A 21,879-nucleotide genomic window follows, 5' to 3' on the forward strand; every position below is an offset into this window, starting at 1 on the left:
ATTCAGCGGAGGCCCCGGATGCGATTCGGTCCGTTCCCCCGGGAGTTTGCATTAGTTTACCTGTAACATTTTTCAAGTCTTATATCCCTCCGCCCCCGGGCATCAACACACCGTCACCGTGCATTGATTAACAGCCCGTCCTTCGCTTATTTAATAATTTATTTAGTACATTGGAAAATTATGCCCTGTAATACAACAAAAAACAGGCTGATATTGATTGGTCAATATCAGCCTGTTTTTGTTGTACTTTTTATTTAATTAATTCGTTCTCTACCGGCTGCAAATTTTTATAGCTCGTACGGCCAGGCTTGCAGGCCGCCCTCCATAAATTTAACATCTTTAAATCCCGCGCCCTTTAAGGTTCGTAAAGCCTCGTAGCTGCGGGTACCCAGTGCGCATACAAGCACAATTTCCTTATCCCGGGGTATCTCATCAATTTTTTCGCGCACATCACCCAGCACCACCAGCCTTACCCGGTCATCCTTAAGGCGGCGCATTTTAAACTGCGGCTCGGTGCGTACGTCTAATATAACCATGTCGTCGCCACGGTCCATTTTCTGCTTTAATTCTTGAACTGTGACGGTTTCCGCCAGTCCGGCCATCTTGTTGCGAATGATATTGGCCGTATGCATACTGACATCAATAGGGGTGGCAAACGGCGGCGCATAACCCATGTCAACATCAAAGAGCTGCTCCACGGTAGCCCCCATGGTGATGGCCGTAGCCGCTACATCGATACGCTTCACGGCATCGCCCTCACCGAGCGCCTGCGCGCCTAAAATTTTACCCGTATCTTCCTCGACAATCATTTTCATCAATACCATGCCGTGCTCGGGATGGTAATGGGTGCGATCAAAGCCGTGATAGACCGCCGTAACTACCCGACGGCCCAAATCGCGGGCTTGTTTTTCGCCCAGCCCGGTACGGCCGATATTAAAGCCCATGGTATGCAGCACCCCGGTGGCTAAAATGCCCCGGAAGACCTCATTGCCTCCGGTTACATTATCGCCCACCACGCGACCTTGCCGGTTGGCATAAGTGGCCAGCGGCACAAATACCTTTTTGCCGCTCACCAGGTGAGTATTTTCCACACAATCGCCAAGGGCATAAATATCCGGGTCACTGGTCTGCATATGTTCATTTACGGCAATAGCCCCGGTTGCACCAACGGCCAGCCCGGCATCTTTAGCCAGCTGTACATTGGGACGCACACCCACCGATACCACAACCAGTTCGGTTTCAATGGGACCCTGATCGGTAACTACCGCTGCAACACGACCGTCTTCGTCCCCTTCCAGTTTCAAAACTTTATGCCCCAGATAAAACTCCAGGCCCTGATCCGTTAATTTTTTAGCCAGCATTTCGGCCATATCCTTATCCAACACGTTGGGCAAAATTTGGTCCTGCAGTTCGACCACCGAGCAAAACATGCGCATTTTCATTAAAGCGTCCGCCGTTTCCAAACCGATAAAGCCGGCCCCCACGATAACAGCCTCACCGCCGTCCGCCTCACTGAGATACTCCTTGATTTGCCGGACATCGTCGGGGTGATTTAATTTGTACACACCCTTCAGGTTCAAGCCCTCGATAGGCGGCACGAAAGGCTGGGCGCCCGTTGCCAGGACCAGCTTATCGTAAGGAACAGTATATTTCTCACCCGTCTCCAGATTCTCTACATGTACTTCTTTTTTATCCCTGTCTATGGATTTGGCCTCGGTGCGGGTAATTACCCGAACACCCTTTTCACGCCAGAAATATTCTTCGTTTCTAATAATACCGTAAGTAGTTTCAAACAAATGATCGAATTTCTGCACTTCCCCGGCTAAATAAAAAGGCATACCACATCCCGCATAGGAAATCAGTTTGTCCTTTTCAATAATGGTAATTTCCGCATCAGGGGCTACCCGACGAGCCCTGGCGGCTGTTTTAGGCCCCGCGGCCACGCCGCCGATAATTACTATTTTCTGAGCACTCATTATTTATCCACCTGCCTGTTAAATTTTAATCGGGGTGCTAAACAACCCCGGCCCGGTTGGTTTAATTTTAAATACTTTATCATTAAAAACCTGGACTTATTGTAATTGGGAGGGGCGGGTAAAGTCAAGAACCGGTTAAGCCTGTAACATCCACTAAATGAATCGGTGTCAGCGGAAAAACCATTTATTTACCCGTTAATCCCTATATCTAAATGTTTTTATATAGGGATGTGCCTTAACGTAAAAATAGCTGCCTTTGCCAAAGCAAAAGCAGCTATGCATCATCCACACACCGGAAAAGCTTACATTATTTTGATTTATATATCTTCTTCGATCACCCTGCTCCGGCTATGCAACATCTCCGGTTCATCCGCAGCTTCAAAATCATCGTCGTTTACGAAAACCACCTCATCGCAATTGGGACAGGTAACTTCAACAATATCATCATCCTCAATAATGCCGGGATCAAACAGCACCGTTTCCCCGCAGCGCGGGCAGTCCACCTCCATGTATTCTTCCAGGTCCTCCCCGTCATGCATATCATTTTCCAGAGTATATAAATCTTCATCCAAGGTCTCCACATAATCCTCCAGTTGTTCCTGGGATTCCTCCAACTCGGAAAATGACTCGGCAAATTCGTCCAACACATCGATAATGCCGCCCAGCAGCTTGCCCTCTTTACTGTCGGCCTCCACATTCATACCGTTGGCCAGTCCCTGCAGGTAAGCCACTTTTGATTTAAGATCGGACACAAAAAAACCCCCTTTTTTGTTACATAACAAAATTAGTATCTCTCGTTGCGGGGGTTTTTAAACATTTATTTCCTTATTAAGGTAAAAGACTTTTACTTATCATTATCTCACCCGACTGTTTACCGAAAAATTAAGCTCTTTTGATATAGTGTCCGGTGCGGGTGTCTATCTGCAGCACATCGCCCGTATTAATAAAAAACGGTACCTGCACTACATAACCTGTTTCCAAAGTGGCCGGCTTAGAGCCGCCGGAAGCGGTATCACCCTTAATACCCGGCGCCGTTTCCACCACTTCCAGCTCCACAACATTAGGCAAGTCCACACCGATGGAGCGTCCCTGGAACGTCATAATGATAATAGTCATGTTTTCCTTTAGAAATTTAATAGCATCGCCCAGTTGTTCGGTATTCATACTGAACTGATCGAAACTTTCCATATCCATAAAATGATACTCAGCGCCGTCACTATATAGATATTGCGCTTCCCGGCGCTCTATCCTCGCCTTGGGCATTTTTTCACCGGCATTAAACGTCTTGTCCACTACGGCGCCGGTGCGCAGGTTTCTCAGCTTGGAACGTACAAAAGCCGCCCCTTTGCCCGGCTTTACATGTTGAAATTCTACCACCTGGTAGACATCGCCTTCCATTTCTATGGTCAGACCGGTACGAAAATCATTAGTTGAAACCAACCACTCCGCCTCCTCGAAATATCCTGTTTTTATTATTTTAACCCCCGGCAAATCAGCCCTTACCGCACCGCAAGCCGAGTAATTTACGTGTATTACGTGTAGGAAATTGTTCCTTTTACATCACTTTCTCACCTGTATTAAAGCTCAATAAGATAATCTTTGGGTGATTTGGTTAGCAATCGACAGCCGTCTTTTTCCACTACCAGGCTGTCCTCAATGCGCACGCCCCCGGTGCCGGGCAGGTAAATACCCGGTTCGACGGTGATCACCATGCCTTCCCGCAGAATTGTATCATCCCTGGAGGAAATTCGCGGCCCTTCATGCACCGCCAGACCCACACCGTGCCCGGTGCTGTGGCCGAAATATTCGCCATACCCATGGGAAGTAATAACATCCCGGGCTGCCTTATCTACCGCGCTGGCCGCCACACCTGCTTTTACCGCCGCCAAACCGGCCAGCTGGGCTTCCAGCACAATACCATAGATTTGCTTGATTTGCGCGTTTGGCGCCCCTAAAGACACCGTCCTGGTCATATCCGAATTATAGCCATCCGTTACCACGCCAAAATCCAATGTTATAACATCACCCGGATTGATGTTTTTTTCCGACGCCTCACCATGCGGCAGCGCGGCCCGAGGACCGGAGGCTACAATAAACGGAAACGCGGTTTTCTCCGCACCCCGGCGGCGCATAAACATTTCCAATTCCAGCGCCACTTCTCTTTCGCTGATACCGGGTTTGATGAAATTGCAGATATGTTTAAATCCTTCATCTAAAAGCGTCATGGCTTTTTGTATGGCTGCCAGCTCATCTTTATCTTTAATCAGCCGGAATTGCTCAACAATACCGTCAACCGGGCGCAGTGTTACTTGATCCAGTTTTTCATGCAGTGTATCGTAAAATTTATAACTTATGTAATCCGCCTCAAAGCCCAGGGCAGACAAATTCAGCCGGCCGGCCATGTCCGCCAGTGCAGTTGCCAGGGTAGTCTCCATTTTTATTATCGTCAGGTGCGGACTTTGTTCCCGCGCCTGTTCCATAAACCGAAAGTCAGCTATTAAAAAGGACTGCCCGGCTGTTATAAGAAGCGCACCTGCATCACCGGTAAAGCCGCTCAAGTAAAAACGATTTTCAGGCTGCAGTACCAGCAGCGCATCAAGAGCGTTATCTTTAAGGGCAGCGGCTAGTTTGTTTACTCGCGTTTGCATTTTAATCCTCCGGTACGGTTGTCTGAGCCAGTTCCAGCGCGGCCCGCAAAGCCAATTGATACCCCGGCGCGCCAAAGCCGGATATCTGCCCCGCCGCCACGGGAGCAATGACGGAGAAGCGGCGGAACTCCTCACGGGTGTGAATATTGGAAATATGCACTTCAATTACCGGTAAAGCAATGGCCGCCACCGCATCCCGCAATGCGTAACTGTAATGGGCATAAGCACCCGGGTTGAAAATTACAGCATTATACTCATCATCGGCGGAATGCAGCACATCAACCAGCACACCCTCGTGATTGGACTGCCTAAAGCCGATATCCACGCCGAGCTGCTGAGCCAGTTTCCGCAAAGAATCGTTTATTTCATCCAACGATCCGGTACCGTACACACCTGGTTCCCTTTTCCCCAGCATGTTGAGGTTGGGACCGTTCAGGACCAGTATTTTCATCCACATCACCTCAAAAAAGATGGGAATATTTTAACACAAATGACCCTGATTGCATAGTCCTGACAAACTGTATCGGGTACTTGGCGATACGCATTATAACGCAATTCACCAAGGCCGGCTCCGGCGCTGTCCCGGAGACCGGGTACCAATTCACGAACGCCGGCTACCGGATACCGGTTTCCGATTGCCAATAGCCGGTATTAAGCTTATCAAATTCCAAGACTCCCGTTTTCCATAAAATGAAGTTCCTGTTTTTTGCTTCAGGCGGGGGTAGAATCCCCCTCATCTGAAACCCGATGTTCAGCCTTAGCTAAACACAGGTTCATTAAGCTTGCCCTCCGCCGCTGATGCTCATGCGGGATACTCTGATAGTGGGAGCTCCCCGGCCGCCGAAGAATTGCAGGTCGCTGCCCACCGCATCAACCCGGCCCAACATTTCCATGATATTGCCGGCAATAGCCAGGCCCCGCACCGGGTAGGCCGGCCGGCCGTTTTCAATCCACAAACCGCCGGCCCCAAGAGAAAAGTCACCTGATATAGGATTGGCAGTGTGCAGACCCATTACCTCGGTTACATAAAGGCCGCTGGATATATCGCTGATGATCTGTTCGGCAGTTTTATCCCCCGGTTCGATAAGAAAGTTGGTGGTGCCCACCTCGGGCGTTCCTTTAAAAGAGCCTCGCACACCGTTGCCTGTGGATAATACCCCATCTTTGGCGGCGGTATATGTGTTATGTAAGAATCCCTGCAGTCGACCGCCCTTCACCAGCATCGTTCGGGAAGTGGGTACTCCTTCACCGTCAAAAGGCGCCGAGGCAATACCACCGGGCAGAGTACCGTCATCGATAATATTGATTTGTTCCGCAGCCACTTGCTGCCCTACTTTACCGGCCAAAAGAGAGCGTCCCTTTTGCACTGCCTCAGCGGACAAAGCAGGGGCCAGCAGCCCTAAGAAACCGGTGGTCACATAAGGTTCCAACACCACTGCCGCCTGCTGCGTTACTCCGGGCCTGGCCCCCAGCATGCGCACCGCCCGGCCCGCAGCCTGCCTGCCAAGAGCGGCCGGATCAAGGTCGGCATAGCGCAGGCCGAACTTCATAGCAAACCCGGTCTGGCTTTCTTCTCCCTCGCCCGCCACCAAAGTGATGTACATACCGCAATAAGCGCCTCCGTAATATAGTGACAGGCCGTGAGAGTTCACCAAAGTAACTTCGGCCTCGCCATCTTGGTACGTGGAACTTTCTATGATACTGACTCTTTTATCAGCGGTCCGGGCCTCATTTTCCATATTGCGGGCCATGTCGATTTTATCCTCCACAGCGGCAGCCCGGATAGCCGGGTCATATAAATCCATGGCTGGATAGCCGGGAGCCGGCCGGGGCAACAACCGGTGCGGGTCGGGCTCGGACAAACCTGCGTTGGCTAAAGCTTGTCTTACCGCCTCATCCACGGCCGCATCGCCTAAATCAGTGGTAAAAACAAAACCGGTTTTACCGTCCTGGAAGACCCGTATACCCATACCCCTGTCTTCGGCCAATTTCATTGTTTCTACTGCGTTATTGCGCACTTCAATTTCCAGCTCTTTACTGTTGCTGATATACGCCTCGGCCATGGCGGCGCCGTTTTTTATAGCTTTATGTACCGCTCTTTCCGCAATTTTGTTGCATTGGGCACTCATCTGTTACTCTCTCCTTTCAGTTAGGTTATTATAATTCAATGAAAAACAAACTATTCCTTTAGTACCAAATATAAAATGCGGCCACAGCCAATAAAAAACTGCCCGAACGGCAGTTAATGCATAAAAAACGAATTGGCAGTCAAAGCAATCAAGTCTTTAAACGTAACCGGCGCCAGTTCTTGGACGGAAACCTGAACCACAAAATTAGGGTCCAGCATTGCCGCTATGGCCACCTTTTGACCAGTTTGCTGATCAGTATAAAAACCAATCACGCAAAACTGCGCCTCCTCCCCGGCAACCTTCCTGGTGACAATATCGCCAATTTTCATGAAATAATACCTCCTAGAGGAAGTAACACCGCACGGGATAAGATTCTAAGCATTAGTAGCGGCATAATATCAAATAATAGTATATGCACTTGTTGATACAGCATATGCCTCATAATTTGCAATTGTGCTATAAAAATACTTTCCCGCCCTTCATAACAATGGCTAAATTTGAAATATTTTACTGTCTTACGTGCATAACTTTTATATGCCCGGGTGAAAATAAAAAGAGAACTTTAATTACATAATAAGACTATAATCTTTAAAAAGGTGGTGCTAAATTTATGGACTTTAATTTCAGACAAAATGTAAATACCGATTGGCCAACCTGGAAGAGTTACTTAAAGAATGCCATGGAGTTTGCCGAGGAGCTAGGAATCGGCCGGGATAAGATCAATTCTCTGGCTTACCAGGTGGGGGATCTGTTGGCCCAAAGCGTGCCTCCGGCCAATCCCGAGCAGCAGGCCATTAAAGAGATGTGGCAGGTAGCGGACCAAAATGAACGGCAAGTATTGGCCCGTTTAATGACCAAGGTGGTTAACCAGTAGGAAGCAATAAGCGCCGACTAGACGATAGCAAATTTACTGGTGTACTATAATTGCGCCAATTGTGCCGTGCAAGCGGCAAATCTGTCTTAAACATCCATGCCGCTTGCACGGCGCCATCAGAGAATGAAAACATAGTTAGTCCGTCATGGCTATGAATATGAGCTGCATGCGACGCTTAAAGTCCGTCATGGCTATAAATAAAACCTGCAACGCCTAGAGTCCGTCATGGCGAGGAGCGAAGCGACGTGGCAATCTCCGCTTTGCAGCTCGCATTTCTTTGGAGGGACCCGCTTCGGAGTTTGGGATTGCTTCGCTTACGCTCGCAATGACATTAGCCGGCAATGACATATATTCGTTTATTGTAGTGCTTACAACACGTGATAATTGCGAAGAGCAAAGCGATGCGGCAATCTCCGTTTTACAGCCCGCATTTCTTGGGGAACCTGCTTCGGAGTCTGAGATTGCTTCGCTTGCGCTCGCAACGACAAAATAAAGCAGAGTAGAGCGCCCTTTATTAAGGCGCTCTACTTAATTTAACTTAATTTAACCGGCCGCATCACAGACACACTTAATCTATAACTGTGTGCTCTTTGGAAGGGCGCTATTAGCTTTGGACTCCGCATTGCAGGCACACTTAATCTATAACCCGGAAATGCACCTATACCAGCTAATTATCCGATCGGCATAAAACGCGGCCACTACGCCGCCTATAGCCAGGTATGGTCCAAAGGGCACGGCATCCTTTCTGCCTTTTCTCCCCAGCGCAATAAGCGCAATACCCGCTATACCGCCAAATAAGAAAGAAATAAAAAGGGCGACAATAATATTCGGCCAGCCCAAGTACAGCCCTATCAGCGCGCTTAGCTTAATATCTCCGCCGCCCATGCCTCCCTTTGACAGCAAAGCGATGGATAAGAAAAGCAGCCCGGCGGCAAAAAAACTAATTAACCCGCCGGCCAATTTGCCTGAACCGGATAAAAAAACCAGCGGCAGCCCCAGTACGCAGCCCGCTATAATCATTTCGTCAGGAATAATTTTATACCGGTAATCTATCAATGACACAGTTATCAGCACGGCAAAAAATACCCACATGGATACGGTCTGCCATTGCCAGCCCCAAAAATGATAGGCGGTCACAAAAAACGCCGCCGTAATCAACTCCACCAGAGGATACCGGGCGGATATTTTCCGACCGCAATAACGGCAGCGCCCTTTAAGGAACACATAGCTAAACAAGGGCACCAGATCAAGCACTCCGAGCCTTTGGCCGCAGCCGGGGCAGTGGGACGGACCAAACGCCACTGATTGTTCTTTTGGCAGCCGGTATATGCACACATTAAGAAAGCTGCCGATACAAGCGCCTAAAATAAAAACTATCATTTCATCAAAATACATACTATTTCCCACACCCAAATAACCCTTGATTTCCCCGGCACAGCTCTCGACACAACTACAGTGTGCCGAAAAATAATGGCTTTGAAACTAATTATACAGCGTTATGCATCTTTCAACATTTCAATCTTTCAACATTTCAACACCCGGTACCAACCGTACCGCCGACTACCAGTTCCTTAATTCTGATGGTAGGTTGGGCATCGCTCACCGGCACTCCCTGGCCATCCTTGCCACAGGTGCCGATGGTAAAGCCCAGATCGCCGCCCACCGCCTCGATAATCCGAAGCACCTCGGGCCCGTTGCCGGTCAGCGTGGCGCCGCGCACCAGGGAACCAACGGTACCGTTTTGAATAAGATAACCCTCAGCCACATCAAAAACGAAATCCCCGGTAGTGGTATTAACCTGACCGCCGCCCATCTTTTTCACCAACAGACCGTTGCCGGCACCGTTAATGATTTCTTGCGGGTCATCCTTGCCGGGAGCAATATAAGTATTGCCCATGCGGGGGATAGGCTTATGCTGGTAGGATTCCCTGCGTCCGTGGCCGTTAGACTTCACTCCGTCGTGTCCGGCGGTCAAACGATCATACAGAAAATCTTTCAATACACCGTTCTCTATCAAAACCACTTGGCGTGTCGGCACGCCCTCATCGTCAAAACTATATGATCCATAACGATCCGGTAATGTGGCGTCATCAACCACAGTAACGCATTCCGCCGCTACCTGTTGTCCCTTTTTACCGGCGTATACGGAAAGGCCCTTTTGCACCAGATCGGCCTCCAAACCATGACCGCAAGCTTCATGCACCATAGTACCGCCCGCCTCCCCGGCCAGCACTACCGGCATTTTCCCGGCCGGGGCCGGCTTTGCGGCCAACATCTGCACTGCCCGCCGGGCCGCTGCGGCACCGACTTCCTCCGGTTTGTTTCGTTCCAACAGTTCAAAACCGCTGTGACTGCCCACCGCCTCATATCCCGTTTGCATTAACACGCCTTCCGCCGCCACTGCGTGCACCATCAAGCGGGTACGTATCCTTTCGTCTTCCACATAATCGCCGTCGCTATTGGCTATAACCACTGTCTGCACCACATCGCTGTAACCAACCATGACCTGCTTTATTTTTGACCGGTCTACCGCCCGGGCTGCCTCATCCGCCGCCTTCACCGCTTGAACCTTTTGCTCTGTGGTAACCTGATCGGGCCTCTGCTGCACGGCAAAACTGACCGGCGACACCACCCGCCGCAGTTCAAACGATACTTCCTTGCCCTGCCCCGCCACGGCATGGCTGACAATACGGGCCGCCTCCAGTAAGCCCTCCCGGCTTAAATCGTTGGTATAGGCATAAGACGTATGGTCACCCGATAAGACTCTGATCCCCGCCCCGGACTCAATGCCCGAGTGGATGCGTTCGATTTTACCATCCTCGCACCCGATACCGGTCAACTTCTTATACTCCACGTAAACGTCGGCAAAATCGCCTCCTTTAGTCAACGCGGCAGCAATGACATCTTTTAAAGTGTTCTTATCCAGCATACCGTTCACCATCCATTTTAAAATAATATAGACTTACTTTTCCCTTTTTAAAAGCCGCCTTACATTAATTTCTTGGATTTCTTCATAAGGCAACAGAACTATGTTGATACAGCCCGCACCGGAATTTCATCAAGAAATCGTCAGTTCTGCTAATACCTATATTTTACTTCCAGCGCATTATTTTTATAATGCCATTTTAGGCTCTTTTATATCAAAAGTCACTTTAGCTACTTTACCTCTGTTGACAACTTAAGCAGCGCAACATAGCTTCCAAGTCCACAGCATGCTCTATGACGTCCTTGGTATTGACCAGACCTCCGCCGTGCAGTTCTAATAGATGGCTGTCCATGGTCTGCATGCCGAACTTGCCGCCGGTTTGCATATAAGAGTAAATTTGATGAATCTTTTTCTCCCGAATCAAATTACGCACCGCCGGGGTACATACCAGCACTTCCACGGCAGGTATCCGTCCCTGCCCGTTACTATTCCGCAAAAGGCGCTGGGAGACCACCCCCACCAATGTATTAGCCAGCTGGACTCTTATCTGCTGCTGCTGATTGGGGGGAAATACGTCAATGATTCTTTCCACCGTTTGGGGAGCGTCCATAGTATGCAGAGTAGTCAAGACCAGATGGCCCGTTTCAGCGGCGGTTATAGCAATAGATATGGTTTCCAGATCCCGCATCTCGCCCACCAGTATAACATCGGGATCCTGCCGCAGCGCCGCCCGCAGCGCACCGGGGAAAGATTTGCTGTCCCTGCCGATTTCCCTTTGGTTAATAATACTTTTCTTGTTATCGTGCCGGTATTCAATCGGATCTTCCAGCGTGATCACGTGGCACAGCGTCTCTTCATTAATAAGGTTAATCATTGCGGCCAGTGTGGTAGATTTACCGCTGCCCGTCGGCCCTGTAATAATGACCAATCCCCGTGTATACCGGGCCAGGGCCTTTATGGAATCGGGTAATTTTAGTTCCTCAATAGTGGGAATTCGGTTGCTGAGCACCCGACAGGCAATACCCACCGTGCCTCGTTGGTAATAAACATTTACCCGAAAATACCCCAAACCCTGATATTCAGCGGACAAATCCACCTCACCAAGCTGTTCCAGCACGTTTAGTTTTTCCTTGTTAAGTATTTGCCTGGCTAATTCCCGGGTATTATCAGCTGTTAACGGTGGAAATTTTAATGAAGTCAGTTCACCATTTATTCTTAATAAAGGTGCAACTCCCGCTATAATATGCAAGTCAGAGGCACCCCGATCCAGCGCTTGTTTAAGTAAATTGTTGATGTGCATTAATTAATCATCCTTCAAATTGGACAATATTATATGGCATTAATTAGCCGGCCACATCTTTACAACAAGCATAGCTTAATTTTCATTATTTGTATAGGTAGTCATCATAGTCCAAGTTAGCAAAATGATATATATTAAAATAAACAATAGGCAAGCTCCTGTGAAGTAGCCCTTAGCAAGCATATTATTCCATGTTATAATAAAATACCTAACTAAATCCTAGACTTTAATTAATTCTTGCTTATTTAATCAATTCTTACTCATAGGGAAGAGGTCGGAAAGTTGTTGTCCATCTTTAAAGAAATTTTAAACAGACTTAAAAAAATTAAATTCATTTTGATATTTATAATTGCCATACTGTTTTGGATCGGGCCTTTTATTCATAATGCCCGGGCTGTGCCGGAATTTATAATTAATCTTGAGCGCACAATGGGCAATAAACAAAACGACCGGGGCTTTTTCGCCCAGCCGACAAATGATGGCGGCTATATCATAGTCGGGGAAACTCAATCTTGCAGAAGGTATGGCAACGGCGGCTACGATGCCTACCTGGCAAAACTCAATGCCAAAGGATATGTTCAGTGGCACAACACATTGGGCAGTGATAATAACGACCGGGGTTATTCCGTGCGCGAAACCAGCGACGGAGGATATGTTATTGCAGGCGCTACGCAGCCCGTTTTTAGTCAGGGCTACAACAATGTCTACCTGGCAAAAACAGACGCATCGGGCAAGAAGGAGTGGCACAGGGAATTCGGCGGCCCCGGTGAAGATACCGGCGCGTGTGTGCTGCAAACCACGGACGGAGGCTTCATTATCGCCGGCGCAACCACTTCATCGGGCGCCGGCGACTCCGATGCATATCTTATAAAAACCAGTGCCAAAGGCATAAAAGAGTGGGAAAAAACCTTCGGCGGCAAGGAAACCGATTTTGCCACCACCGTCCGACAAACCAGTGATGGCGGGTATATCGCAGCCGGACAGACATATTCCTACGGAGCCGGCGGGTATGATGTCTACCTGGTTAAAACAGACGCCCTGGGCAATCAAGATTGGACTCAGACTTTCGGTGGTGTAGGTTGGGATACAGCGGCCTCCGTGGAGCAAACCGATGACGGCGGGTATATAGTGATAGGGCAAACAGCTTCTTTGGGTGCCGGTAACAATGATATCTACCTTATTAAAACTAATCACACCGGGGAAAAAATATGGGAAAAGACCTTCGGCGGCGCTGATCTGGACATCGGCAAAACTGTGCAGTGTGCTGGTGACGGGGGATTTTTGCTGGCGGGCTGGTCTAATTCCTTTGGCAAGGGAGAACTGGGTTTATACTTGGTTAAAACCGATGCCCAAGGGAATAAGCTCTGGGAGAAAATCTGGACCAATGGCAAACTTGACCCGGAGTTTTCTATTACATTGAATCAGGAAAAAGGGTTTATTGTGACCGGATGGTGGGCTGAACGGTTAAGTAGGCAGCAGGATCATAATGATGAGGTTGATGCTTATGTGGTTGGGGTGGGTTATGAGTGCGGGTATGAATAGGTAGTGTGAGTACAAAAGCTTTGCTAGAGTACATGTTGTACTTGGGCTATTACTCACAATCTAATAAGAAAGTACAAAATAATGGGTAGTTATAAAACCATAATACTCTCTTTGTACCAACAGATTTTATAAATTACAGCGATATAAAATGCACTTTGTTATCTTTTTCTGTCATATGCTATTTTATATTATCATTACTACTCACTTAATTAGTATAACAACAATAGGGGGAACATTTAGGGGGGAGATATCATGTTAATAACACACTTGAAATCTGAAAAAGGAATGGCCATGGCTTTGACATTAGTTATAGGAGCTGTCGCTATATTAATTAGTAGTGTATTCTGGCATGCCGGTTCCTCTCGGACGATTCATGCGGCAAGAAATGCCAACCAAATACAGGCATATTATTTTGCCAGATCCGGTGTGGAAGCAGCGTTAGGATTACTTTATACAAAAGGTTTTTTCCCTCATAAAGATTTTCCTATTGAATTTTACGGGGACTTGAATAACTTAAAGCAAGGAGAACCTGGTGATGAAGATTATTCATTAAAAGTCAAAATATTTGAAGTTGATGAAGTGGTTGATGGGAAAAGAAAGAAAGGGTTACAAATAGAATCCGAGGGGCGTGTTGAAGGAACGCAAGGCGCCCGGAGTACCGCCGATAACTTAACATATTTTCTGCCCGGTTGGACTGCTGTAGGAGGAAAGCCTGTTGACCCGAGTGATCCAAACAATGGTGATAGTTATGCGTTTGATTATGCTGTTTTTACACAAGATGATATTACACTTGATGGAAGCGCCAGAATTAAAGGACCTGTAGGGACAAATTCAGGTTATGTCGAATTGGGAAATTCCACAAACTGCAAAATAACAAATGCTGGAGAATATCCGGGCATCCTATCCCTTGGCCCTGGTGCAGGTGTTAACAAACCAAATCAAACACAGGGAGTTAATCACTTTACTCCTGAAAAAGAGTTGCCCGCTGTCCCAGATATTCCCGACTTGCCAACATTCCCTGACTATCCCGATTATCCGAACTATCCTGGTTATCCTGATTTAAGTAGTAGTGTACCCGAACAATTGAATATAAACAATAACACAACAGAGTCCCTTGATCCTAGTAAAGTAAATGTTTATAGCAAAATTAGTTTTAGCTGGGACAAAACATTAACGTTTGCCTTAAACGGCGATACGACCGCAGTTATTCAAGATATCAACGGTTCGGGTAATATTAAGTTATCCGGTCAAGGAAATTTATTTTTAGTTGTTGATAGAAACCTGGATGGTTTTATGGATGTCAACGCTGGCGGAGATTATAATCGATTAACTGTATTGTATGAGGGAACTAGTACAAATAGACGAAGCGATTCTAATTTTTTTGGCAGCTTATATGCCCCAAACGCAACTTTTAAAACTAATAATGCATCCACTATGGTAGGTGATTTGGTTATTGGCGGAAATTCCATCAGCATAGGTTCATCAAATAATTTGGATGGCTCTGTTTATGCTCCCAACGCAACTTTTATTACCAACAGTAACTTTACCATGACAGGAGACCTAAATATTGGAGGTAGATCAATCAGCATAGGTTCATCAAATGATATTAAGGGATCCATTTACACTCCTATCGCCGATATAAATACAAGTAATTCTACTAATATTTTAGGCGATATTTTGACTAATGGAACTAGCATTAATTTCAATGGTGTATCTCATCATGGCAACGTTTATGCATCCAACGATAATGCAATCATTAAATATAATGGCGGCAGATCACTTGTTACCGGCACTATAACAAATATATATTCAAAAGGTACAAAAGTTGAAATTGAAACCGCTCATCTACAAGGGAATATCCATCTTTCCAATCAAAACGCCGAATTAAAATTGGCAGGCAATTCTACTTTAATTGGCAATATTTACACCAAAGGCAAGAAGGTTGACGCTCCCGGTAATATAGTATATCAAGGGTTTATTTACGCGCCTAATAATAATGCAACTATTTCTATCCAAGGTAGTTCTAGTATGCCCAATGTGGGAGGTATCATCGCTGCCGGCAAAAGTGTATCTTTCATCGGCAATGCAAGTGCATTTCAGGGTGTGGTTTATGCACCCAATGCGGATGTTTTAGTCAATGGCAGTTCAGATATACATGGTGCTGTTGTATCCAAAACCTTTGACGGCGGGAACGGAAATAGGGCAGCGGTATCTTATATCCCCATATCAACTGAAAATTTTCCTATTCCTATTGTAGGAGGCAATGGAGAACCTGCTGAAGATCCCATTCAAGGTGATAGTAGGGGAGGAATATGGATACAACAATGAAACGGAAAGGTTTATATCAAAAAGGTACATGTATAAAGGGATTTACTTTAGTAGAAGTTCTGGTAGCTATGGCCATTTTAACAATCACTGTAGTCTGCTTTACTTTCGTTTTTGGGTGGAATTATGAAAATATCTTTTTAATGGGAGATAAGAGTAAGGCTGTAGCCAAGGCACAGGAATCTATAGAAAGACTGTACGTTGACATTAATGATAACGATGTAGGCTTAAAACGCATATATAATCCGAATGAGTTATATATTTACGATGAAACTGAACCAGGTAATTACTACATTGAAGATAATGTAACATTTGCTCTTGAAGGTAAAGAAGTGGAAGGTTATAAAGTAACTGTCATTGTTTTCTATAAAAATGGAGAGCGTAATGCTAAAATTAGTTCTTATATTATGAAGGACACATCAGGAAGCTAAAATGCCAAGTCTGGCATTTTTCCCAAGGAGGTATCCAGTTATTCAAGAATTGTTTCATAAGAATATACGAGGTCTAACCCTTATAGAATTAATGCTGGCTTCCGCTATTCTACTAATAGTGCTGGCTGTTTTATATCCTTTTTATTCATACGCTACAAGATCCATAGATATAGCAGCAAAACAAAGAGAGGTTCAACAAAATGTTCTGTTATCTAAAGAGATTATTGAAAGTATAAGATGTAAAATTCGTTCATCCTCTTACTTAATTATATTAAAAAATACGCCTGCCTCACCTGGAGAGGAAGGTTGTGAAGGGTTTGTAGATACCCGGGAATTATATGTGACGGAATCCGGCGTATTAATGCATTCTAAAAAAGATGGGACCCAGGAAAACCTTTTGGGCTCCTATGCTGAGGATACACACTTTACTTTAACTTTTGAAAAAAGTGGACCAAAACTACTGAAGTATACTATACATGGGGAATATAACGGACAGGAATACGAAATAAGCTCTGAAATAGCAATATTAAATATTGGAGCAATTAAGGAAGAAGAAGTAGGTACACCGGGTGTGGCAATACGTTATGCATTTAGTGAATAAATATGTGGTAAATTTAGATTTAAAAGAAAACAGAAAGTTTTTACATATGGAGATTTTAAATGGATGTGTACAATTACTGCAATGTATAGCCAACCGACATAAGATAAACTATAATGACATTAAAAATAATAAAGGAGCAATTTATTATGCCGGTAATTACCGTGGACGGCCCCAAGTTAACCAAGGAGCAAAAAGCTGAACTGGTTAAATCAATAACTAAAACCGCCAGTGAAATAATTAAACTGCCGGAACAGTCCATTATTGTACTAATCGAGGAACGGGAGCGCGATAACGTGGGAGTGGGGGGAGTTCTGCTATCTAATAAAAGCCCAAGTTAACACCGTTATATTAAGCAAATTAACGGGTTTTCCACATTGTGGGGGCTAGTGAATTTATGACCAGTTGTCGTGAAGATTAAAAGTTTCGCTTAGTACATCAAAGTGTTAATATCAAAGTACATTCCGCATATAATAAAGATCTGGAAGGATTTGCCCAGCCTTCCGGACTACTCCTCAATAACGCAAAACTAAAAATATACAAATTAGATATTACAGACACCGCTTTACGGGAGGCGTTTAAAATGCATGAATTAGTAAACGCTGTAAGAATACTGAGAGCCGGCTTTATTCTCCCCGAGCCACAAATAATTGACATTGCCAATAATTTTAAAAAAGCCATGACGGACGGCCTTGCAGGAAAAGACAGTTCTTTAAAAATGCTGCCATCCTTTTTGGCAAAGCCTACAGGCCAAGAAAAAGGTATTTACGCAGCCATTGATTTCGGCGGCACCAATGTACGCATATTGACGGTCGAGATAAAAGGAAACGGGGAGTACCAAACGCTTAAGCGTCATTTGTTTCCTTTGCGGGACCGGGGAAAAGGCTATGACTTTACTTCCCGGGAGGCTACCGGTCAAGATCTGTTTGAATTTATTGCCGGGCATATAGCCTCCATGCTGTCACCCGGTCTTACTTATCCTCTCGGCTTCACTTTCTCCTTTCCCAGTCGACAAATAAGTGTTAACCGGGCCATACTGATTAAATGGACCAAGGAAATCCAAACTTCTGGTGTTGAAGGCCATGATATCACAGAAATACTGCAAAAGGCGCTGGCCAGCAAAAATTTAAAACAGGTTATCCCCCAAGCTATTATCAACGACACGGTAGGCACTTTACTAACATCGTCTTATGGTGACCGGCATACTGATATGGGGTCAATATGCGGCACCGGCCATAATACCTGTTATATCGAGCCCAATTCCCCGTTTACCGGCCAACCAATGATTATTAATATGGAATCGGGTAATTTTAATGAACTTCCGGCCACTGATTATGACATGCAATTAGACAAGCAAAGCCGGATACCCGGTGAACAGCGCCTGGAAAAGATGATTGGCGGCCAATATATAGGTGAACTGACTAGAATAATTATTCAAGATTTTATCAACCAAAATTTACTGTTTGCGTCCAACCGACCGCAAATATTTTTCACACCGTATGCAATTAAAGCTGAAGACATAGCCGGATTGCTCGCGGACGAAAGCCCGGACTTAACTGACGTTGCACAGTGGCTTAAAACAACCTGCCAAATCAACAATTCCCTTTTGGAGGAGCGGATCACCCTGCGAACCATTGCATCCATCGTAATTATCCGTTCCATACAAATTGTGGCGGCAACATACACCGGCATAATAAAGCATATTGATCCGCATTTTGAAAATCATCACACCATAGCTATAGACGGCTCTTTATATGAATTAATGCCAGGGTATGCAAATAAGCTGTATACCACCTTAAAAAATATCTTTAAAGATAAATCGGACTTAATTACTATAAAACTTACTAAAGATGGCTCGGGAGTTGGAGCCGCCATAGCGGCGGCAATAGTAAACGATTAGTGTTGTTAGAAAACCTCACGCGATTCTTTCCATGATTTTGTTTCAACATTTACCGTTATAGCACCGTCTATCGGCACAGGACCATAGACAGGATATATTTCAAAACCCGTCTCCACAGCATCACTTTCATGGATCATCAAGCCGCCAACGCAGGCCGCACCGTGGATAAGTGCATTGCCTTGAGCATCCATTCGTGCCTCGAAAAATGCAAGAATGCCCCCTGCCATAGCTATGTGGCAAAGGGGCACATCATTCATGTGATAATAAGTTAATAAGTTTATGTGCCTGGTACCTGTCTTTTTAATTTTCCAGATCTTTCTTTAGTTTCTGTATGGCCTCAAGGGACAGTCCGGTTATTTCTGCTATGTCACCTATAGGAAAACCTTTTTTTAAGGCAGCTCTGACAACTTCAAATTTACCCTCAAACTTGCCCTCAAGTTTGCCCTCAAGTTTAGCTTCCGCTCTTTCTTCTTTGACCCACTCCTGGAAAATCGGTGACGCCATAATCATTTCCCTCCTTATCATCGACAGTACCAGTTTCTTCGGAAACCTTCCGCCAGCCATTACAGCCATCACTGCCAAAAGATCCAGTTTTAGAGCCTCGTCTTCCACTTCCTGCACTACATCTATGCACTCTTTTAGTGCCTGCTCGGGAGTCTCTTGTTCGTTATCGCCCCTCATCAACGGCAGCAACGGGTATAACCCTATCAATTTGGCTTCTATCACCGGCTGTCTGCACTGTTCCCACACTCTGATCACTTCGTAGGTATATTCAAGTATACCTCTGTCCCATTTATCCCGCAGTATGTGCTGACCGTTATCGTTCTCCCGGTAGAAAAACATCACTACTTGCCGTATAGATGGTGTCCCCTTGCCCTCCGTCAGGGTGGCCTCCCATATGTCGCTTCTATAACGCAGCATTCTAGCCGGCAATGCATTGTCGCGGTAACCCATCGGCTCAAAGTTCAGCAGGTATAGCCCGCCGGGGTCGGTTATCTCCAGCACGCTGTCCAGCCGTGATTCTTTCTTAGGGGTATAGTCCGTCTTGAAGTTTGTTACCCACTCTTCCCGGCAGCCCGGCAGCAAATACCTGGCCCAGTCCGCCGGTCTGAGCTCAATTAGTTTCTTTAGGGGTACGTCTATTTTGGGCATTGCTTTCGCTCACTCTTTCTATTTATATTTTACCATATAACCGCCTGTTTTCTAAATACCGGTTTATTTTTCCTGCCTGAATTTTCTTTCCTTATCCATTTCCAAGCATCCTCTGTCAAAACGAGGCGCAATTGAGATACCATGCCTGCTAGGAGCTGTACGCTATTGAATTTTAAGGACGTTGTAGAATTTGACAACGAGCGAATGTTTATCTACATATACCGGCACAATAAAGCACATTGATCCGCACCTTGATGAATACCACACCATAGCTATTGACGGCTCCTGTATGAATTAATGCCCGGCTATGCAAATAAGCTAAACATCACCAGATGGCTCGGGAGTTGGAGCCGCCATAGCGGCGGCAATAGTAAACGATTAGTGTTGTTAGAAAACCCTACGCGATTCCTTCCATGATTTTGTTTCAACATTTACCGTTATAGCACCGTCTATCGGCACAGGACCACAGACAGGATATATTTCAAATAGACCCGTCTCCACAGCATCATTTTCATGGATCATCAAGCCGCCAACGCAGGCCGCACCGTGTAGTTTTGCGCCGCCTTGTACACTCAAAGATCCTCCGGCAATGATGTTGGCATATACATGATTATTATTGATATCTACATTCCCAAGACTAATCAGGGCTAAGCCGGCCTTATTAATACCAAAGTTTTCTTCTTCGATATCCCTGCTTCTTAACTCCCCCAACACATTAATATCACCAGTGGAAAAAATTAGTGCTGTTTCCTGATATTCACCCGAAATAGCAACGTTTCCATCAATATAATAAAAGCCGCTGCAATTGGCTATATTATAAGATTGCCCGGTTCTTTCCCCGGGCAGCGGCAATGAATCGTCAAAATTTTCAAAGGTTACACTGTCATAAAAAACATGTCCGTTTTCCTCTTCCACTGCCTTCTGCAAATAATAATCCTTATCCAGTTCGGGGAAAGATGGTATGTAATCGTAATTTTCATATACTTGACCGTCGCAATCACCCGTCACCTGGCCGCTGGCATAAATACTACCAGTGATTTGCGCAGTGTCCGGAATGTCCACACTGCCATTTAGCACCATATTGCCATCTATTGTTATACCGCCCTGCATAATAAAGTTAGCCGGTTGGACGGGCAGTATAGTCAATCCCTTTAAATAATCTTCCGCACCAAATACTGCTACTGTACAATGCAATGTTTTTTGAGCCAGCAGTTCACCGGCATCGCTTTGACATCGTCCCATAGAATTAATCGATACGGAGTTGCCAATATCCTGTTTTTCTTCAGGAGGAAGCTCGAATGAATAGGTAATGCCATCATCAATTTTTCTTTCTTTATTGTCATCAGACAACTCAGCGTTTTCCTTAATTAAGGCAATGACTTCTTCAATACCGGCCTCAGCCGCACACTGCGCCTTGATATACTCTTCCTGTCTTATTACATTTGTGTAAACCATTAAAGTCATAGTTCCCAAGGCAATGCTTAATATAAAAAGAACAGTAGTAATCATCATTACTAAAATTAAAGTTTGTCCATCTTCGCCGCCTGAATGCCCTTTCACAACTCCATCTCCCGCGTCCAATTTCTTAGCGTAACAGTCGTACTAACGTCCATTATCCCACTGCCGCCCTTTTCTCCGGTTAGCTTCAAATGAACAGTTCGAACATCTTGATCCGCATTAGCAGGTTTTACATTGATCCCTGTGATGTATCTGGCTACCGAATTATGGCCGGACCCGTCGCTGGAGCGAATTAATTGATAAACTGCTTCTGTATCACCGCTTTTACTTATTCGATAAGATATCACATCTTGCTTTAGATCTATAAAAGTAAGCCGCCCTCTCATATGATCTTCAATAGTTGTAATTCGAACAGCCTGGCGGAGTTCCCGGGAAACTCTGTCCAGCCCAACTCGCAGGTTTTCCTGTACTTCCAATCTATCCAGGTTTAAATAGTATGCTTTTATCCCAAAGACAAACAAGGAGTTTGCGGTACTCAAAACCAGAATAATTAGAAACATAGCCGTTAACAATCCTATCAGAGTTAAGCCATCATTTTTTAAAACTTTTGGCATAACGCA

The 21,879-nt window shown here is 45.7% G+C and carries 21 protein-coding genes; 7 read left to right on the forward strand and 14 right to left on the reverse strand.

The features are described 5' to 3' along the window. Positions 1 to 287: 287 nt before the first annotated feature. From ABDB91_RS10490 to ABDB91_RS10520, 7 genes are all read right to left on the reverse strand, one after another. On the reverse strand, positions 288 to 1,976 hold the full coding sequence (locus ABDB91_RS10490) for an FAD-dependent oxidoreductase (protein WP_347487598.1): 1,689 nt from the start codon (positions 1,974 to 1,976) through the stop codon (positions 288 to 290). Positions 1,977 to 2,293: 317 nt separating this feature from the next. Next, positions 2,294 to 2,728 (reverse strand): CD1247 N-terminal domain-containing protein, encoded by a 435-nt coding sequence (locus ABDB91_RS10495; protein ID WP_347487601.1) that lies wholly within the window; start codon positions 2,726 to 2,728, stop codon positions 2,294 to 2,296. A 130-nt stretch (positions 2,729 to 2,858) separates the two neighbouring features. Continuing rightward, the gene (gene efp, locus ABDB91_RS10500; protein ID WP_347487602.1) at positions 2,859 to 3,416 is read right to left on the reverse strand and encodes an elongation factor P; all 558 of its coding nucleotides are present in this window, start codon (positions 3,414 to 3,416) and stop codon (positions 2,859 to 2,861) included. Between the two features lie 137 nt (positions 3,417 to 3,553). Continuing rightward, positions 3,554 to 4,624, reverse strand: coding sequence for a Xaa-Pro peptidase family protein (locus ABDB91_RS10505; protein WP_347487604.1), 1,071 nt, complete (start codon positions 4,622 to 4,624; stop codon positions 3,554 to 3,556). Between the two features lies 1 nt (position 4,625). Continuing rightward, the gene (gene aroQ, locus ABDB91_RS10510; protein ID WP_347487607.1) at positions 4,626 to 5,075 is read right to left on the reverse strand and encodes a type II 3-dehydroquinate dehydratase; all 450 of its coding nucleotides are present in this window, start codon (positions 5,073 to 5,075) and stop codon (positions 4,626 to 4,628) included. Between the two features lie 325 nt (positions 5,076 to 5,400). Next, positions 5,401 to 6,753: a TldD/PmbA family protein gene (locus tag ABDB91_RS10515; protein WP_347487609.1), complete on the reverse strand. Its 1,353-nt coding sequence runs from the start codon at positions 6,751 to 6,753 to the stop codon at positions 5,401 to 5,403. Positions 6,754 to 6,866: 113 nt separating this feature from the next. Further along, positions 6,867 to 7,082, reverse strand: a complete 216-nt coding sequence (locus ABDB91_RS10520) for a hypothetical protein (RefSeq protein ID WP_347487610.1) — start codon at positions 7,080 to 7,082, stop codon at positions 6,867 to 6,869. A 281-nt stretch (positions 7,083 to 7,363) separates the two neighbouring features. Between ABDB91_RS10520 and ABDB91_RS10525 the strand changes: the two genes are divergently transcribed. Next, positions 7,364 to 7,627 carry a DUF3243 domain-containing protein gene (locus ABDB91_RS10525; protein WP_347487612.1) on the forward strand — a complete coding sequence of 88 codons (264 nt, stop codon included), beginning with the start codon at positions 7,364 to 7,366 and terminating at the stop codon, positions 7,625 to 7,627. A 639-nt stretch (positions 7,628 to 8,266) separates the two neighbouring features. On the opposite strand, the gene ABDB91_RS10530 is transcribed toward ABDB91_RS10525, so the two are convergent. From ABDB91_RS10530 to ABDB91_RS10540, 3 genes are all read right to left on the reverse strand, one after another. Further along, positions 8,267 to 9,022 carry a prepilin peptidase gene (locus ABDB91_RS10530; protein ID WP_347487614.1) on the reverse strand — a complete coding sequence of 252 codons (756 nt, stop codon included), beginning with the start codon at positions 9,020 to 9,022 and terminating at the stop codon, positions 8,267 to 8,269. Between the two features lie 136 nt (positions 9,023 to 9,158). Beyond that, entirely contained in the window at positions 9,159 to 10,556 is a 1,398-nt protein-coding gene (locus ABDB91_RS10535) for a TldD/PmbA family protein (RefSeq protein WP_347487616.1), read from the reverse strand. 232 nt (positions 10,557 to 10,788) lie between these two features. Continuing rightward, entirely contained in the window at positions 10,789 to 11,853 is a 1,065-nt protein-coding gene (locus tag ABDB91_RS10540; RefSeq protein WP_347487617.1) for a type IV pilus twitching motility protein PilT, read from the reverse strand. A 285-nt stretch (positions 11,854 to 12,138) separates the two neighbouring features. Here ABDB91_RS10540 and ABDB91_RS10545 point away from each other — a divergent pair, with 285 nt between their 5' ends. The 6 genes from ABDB91_RS10545 (at position 12,139) to ABDB91_RS10570 (ending at position 18,649) form a co-directional block, all read left to right on the forward strand. Then, the gene (locus ABDB91_RS10545) at positions 12,139 to 13,395 is read left to right on the forward strand and encodes a hypothetical protein (RefSeq protein WP_347487619.1); all 1,257 of its coding nucleotides are present in this window, start codon (positions 12,139 to 12,141) and stop codon (positions 13,393 to 13,395) included. A 252-nt stretch (positions 13,396 to 13,647) separates the two neighbouring features. Beyond that, a complete protein-coding gene (locus ABDB91_RS10550; protein ID WP_347487621.1) occupies positions 13,648 to 15,723 on the forward strand; it encodes a hypothetical protein in 2,076 nt (691 codons plus the stop codon). After that, a complete protein-coding gene (locus tag ABDB91_RS10555; RefSeq protein WP_347487622.1) occupies positions 15,708 to 16,151 on the forward strand; it encodes a prepilin-type N-terminal cleavage/methylation domain-containing protein in 444 nt (147 codons plus the stop codon). Before ABDB91_RS10550 ends, ABDB91_RS10555 begins: the two co-directional genes overlap by 16 nt. A 1-nt stretch (position 16,152) precedes the next feature. Next, entirely contained in the window at positions 16,153 to 16,752 is a 600-nt protein-coding gene (locus ABDB91_RS10560) for a prepilin-type N-terminal cleavage/methylation domain-containing protein (protein ID WP_347487624.1), read from the forward strand. A gap of 146 nt (positions 16,753 to 16,898) precedes the next feature. Further along, the gene (dmpI, locus tag ABDB91_RS10565; protein WP_347487625.1) at positions 16,899 to 17,090 is read left to right on the forward strand and encodes a 4-oxalocrotonate tautomerase DmpI; all 192 of its coding nucleotides are present in this window, start codon (positions 16,899 to 16,901) and stop codon (positions 17,088 to 17,090) included. Positions 17,091 to 17,332: 242 nt separating this feature from the next. Then, entirely contained in the window at positions 17,333 to 18,649 is a 1,317-nt protein-coding gene (locus ABDB91_RS10570) for a hexokinase (RefSeq protein ID WP_347487627.1), read from the forward strand. 5 nt (positions 18,650 to 18,654) lie between these two features. On the opposite strand, the gene ABDB91_RS10575 is transcribed toward ABDB91_RS10570, so the two are convergent. From ABDB91_RS10575 to ABDB91_RS10590, 4 genes are all read right to left on the reverse strand, one after another. Next, positions 18,655 to 18,840, reverse strand: a complete 186-nt coding sequence (locus ABDB91_RS10575) for a hypothetical protein (RefSeq protein WP_347487629.1) — start codon at positions 18,838 to 18,840, stop codon at positions 18,655 to 18,657. Positions 18,841 to 18,949: 109 nt separating this feature from the next. After that, positions 18,950 to 19,801, reverse strand: coding sequence for a hypothetical protein (locus ABDB91_RS10580; protein ID WP_347487631.1), 852 nt, complete (start codon positions 19,799 to 19,801; stop codon positions 18,950 to 18,952). A 387-nt stretch (positions 19,802 to 20,188) separates the two neighbouring features. Next, complete coding sequence (locus ABDB91_RS10585; RefSeq protein ID WP_347487632.1) at positions 20,189 to 21,361, reverse strand: pilus assembly PilX N-terminal domain-containing protein; 1,173 nt, start codon at positions 21,359 to 21,361, stop codon at positions 20,189 to 20,191. Beyond that, positions 21,358 to 21,873: a hypothetical protein gene (locus tag ABDB91_RS10590; RefSeq protein ID WP_347487634.1), complete on the reverse strand. Its 516-nt coding sequence runs from the start codon at positions 21,871 to 21,873 to the stop codon at positions 21,358 to 21,360. Before ABDB91_RS10590 ends, ABDB91_RS10585 begins: the two co-directional genes overlap by 4 nt. Positions 21,874 to 21,879 lie beyond the last annotated feature (6 nt).

It is taken from the genome of Desulfoscipio sp. XC116 (assembly GCF_039851975.1).
Classification (GTDB): Bacteria; Bacillota; Desulfotomaculia; order Desulfotomaculales; family Desulfallaceae; genus Sporotomaculum.

What these genes read in the sequence shown, in the direction of transcription:
- ABDB91_RS10550 (WP_347487621.1), top strand. Translation starts at nt 13,648, where the DNA reads ATGTTAATAACACACTTGAAATCTGAAAAAGGAATGGCCATGGCTTTG.
- ABDB91_RS10555 (WP_347487622.1), top strand. Translation starts at nt 15,708, where the DNA reads ATGGATACAACAATGAAACGGAAAGGTTTATATCAAAAAGGTACATGT.
- ABDB91_RS10505 (WP_347487604.1), bottom strand. Translation starts at nt 4,624, where the DNA reads ATGCAAACGCGAGTAAACAAACTAGCCGCTGCCCTTAAAGATAACGCT.
- dmpI (WP_347487625.1), top strand. Translation starts at nt 16,899, where the DNA reads ATGCCGGTAATTACCGTGGACGGCCCCAAGTTAACCAAGGAGCAAAAA.
- ABDB91_RS10515 (WP_347487609.1), bottom strand. Translation starts at nt 6,753, where the DNA reads ATGAGTGCCCAATGCAACAAAATTGCGGAAAGAGCGGTACATAAAGCT.
- ABDB91_RS10575 (WP_347487629.1), bottom strand. Translation starts at nt 18,840, where the DNA reads ATGGATGCTCAAGGCAATGCACTTATCCACGGTGCGGCCTGCGTTGGC.
- ABDB91_RS10570 (WP_347487627.1), top strand. Translation starts at nt 17,333, where the DNA reads ATGCATGAATTAGTAAACGCTGTAAGAATACTGAGAGCCGGCTTTATT.
- ABDB91_RS10560 (WP_347487624.1), top strand. Translation starts at nt 16,153, where the DNA reads ATGCCAAGTCTGGCATTTTTCCCAAGGAGGTATCCAGTTATTCAAGAA.
- ABDB91_RS10590 (WP_347487634.1), bottom strand. Translation starts at nt 21,873, where the DNA reads ATGCCAAAAGTTTTAAAAAATGATGGCTTAACTCTGATAGGATTGTTA.
- ABDB91_RS10520 (WP_347487610.1), bottom strand. Translation starts at nt 7,082, where the DNA reads ATGAAAATTGGCGATATTGTCACCAGGAAGGTTGCCGGGGAGGAGGCG.
- ABDB91_RS10490 (WP_347487598.1), bottom strand. Translation starts at nt 1,976, where the DNA reads ATGAGTGCTCAGAAAATAGTAATTATCGGCGGCGTGGCCGCGGGGCCT.
- ABDB91_RS10530 (WP_347487614.1), bottom strand. Translation starts at nt 9,022, where the DNA reads ATGTATTTTGATGAAATGATAGTTTTTATTTTAGGCGCTTGTATCGGC.
- aroQ (WP_347487607.1), bottom strand. Translation starts at nt 5,075, where the DNA reads ATGAAAATACTGGTCCTGAACGGTCCCAACCTCAACATGCTGGGGAAA.
- ABDB91_RS10535 (WP_347487616.1), bottom strand. Translation starts at nt 10,556, where the DNA reads ATGCTGGATAAGAACACTTTAAAAGATGTCATTGCTGCCGCGTTGACT.
- ABDB91_RS10540 (WP_347487617.1), bottom strand. Translation starts at nt 11,853, where the DNA reads ATGCACATCAACAATTTACTTAAACAAGCGCTGGATCGGGGTGCCTCT.
- ABDB91_RS10580 (WP_347487631.1), bottom strand. Translation starts at nt 19,801, where the DNA reads ATGCCCAAAATAGACGTACCCCTAAAGAAACTAATTGAGCTCAGACCG.
- ABDB91_RS10525 (WP_347487612.1), top strand. Translation starts at nt 7,364, where the DNA reads ATGGACTTTAATTTCAGACAAAATGTAAATACCGATTGGCCAACCTGG.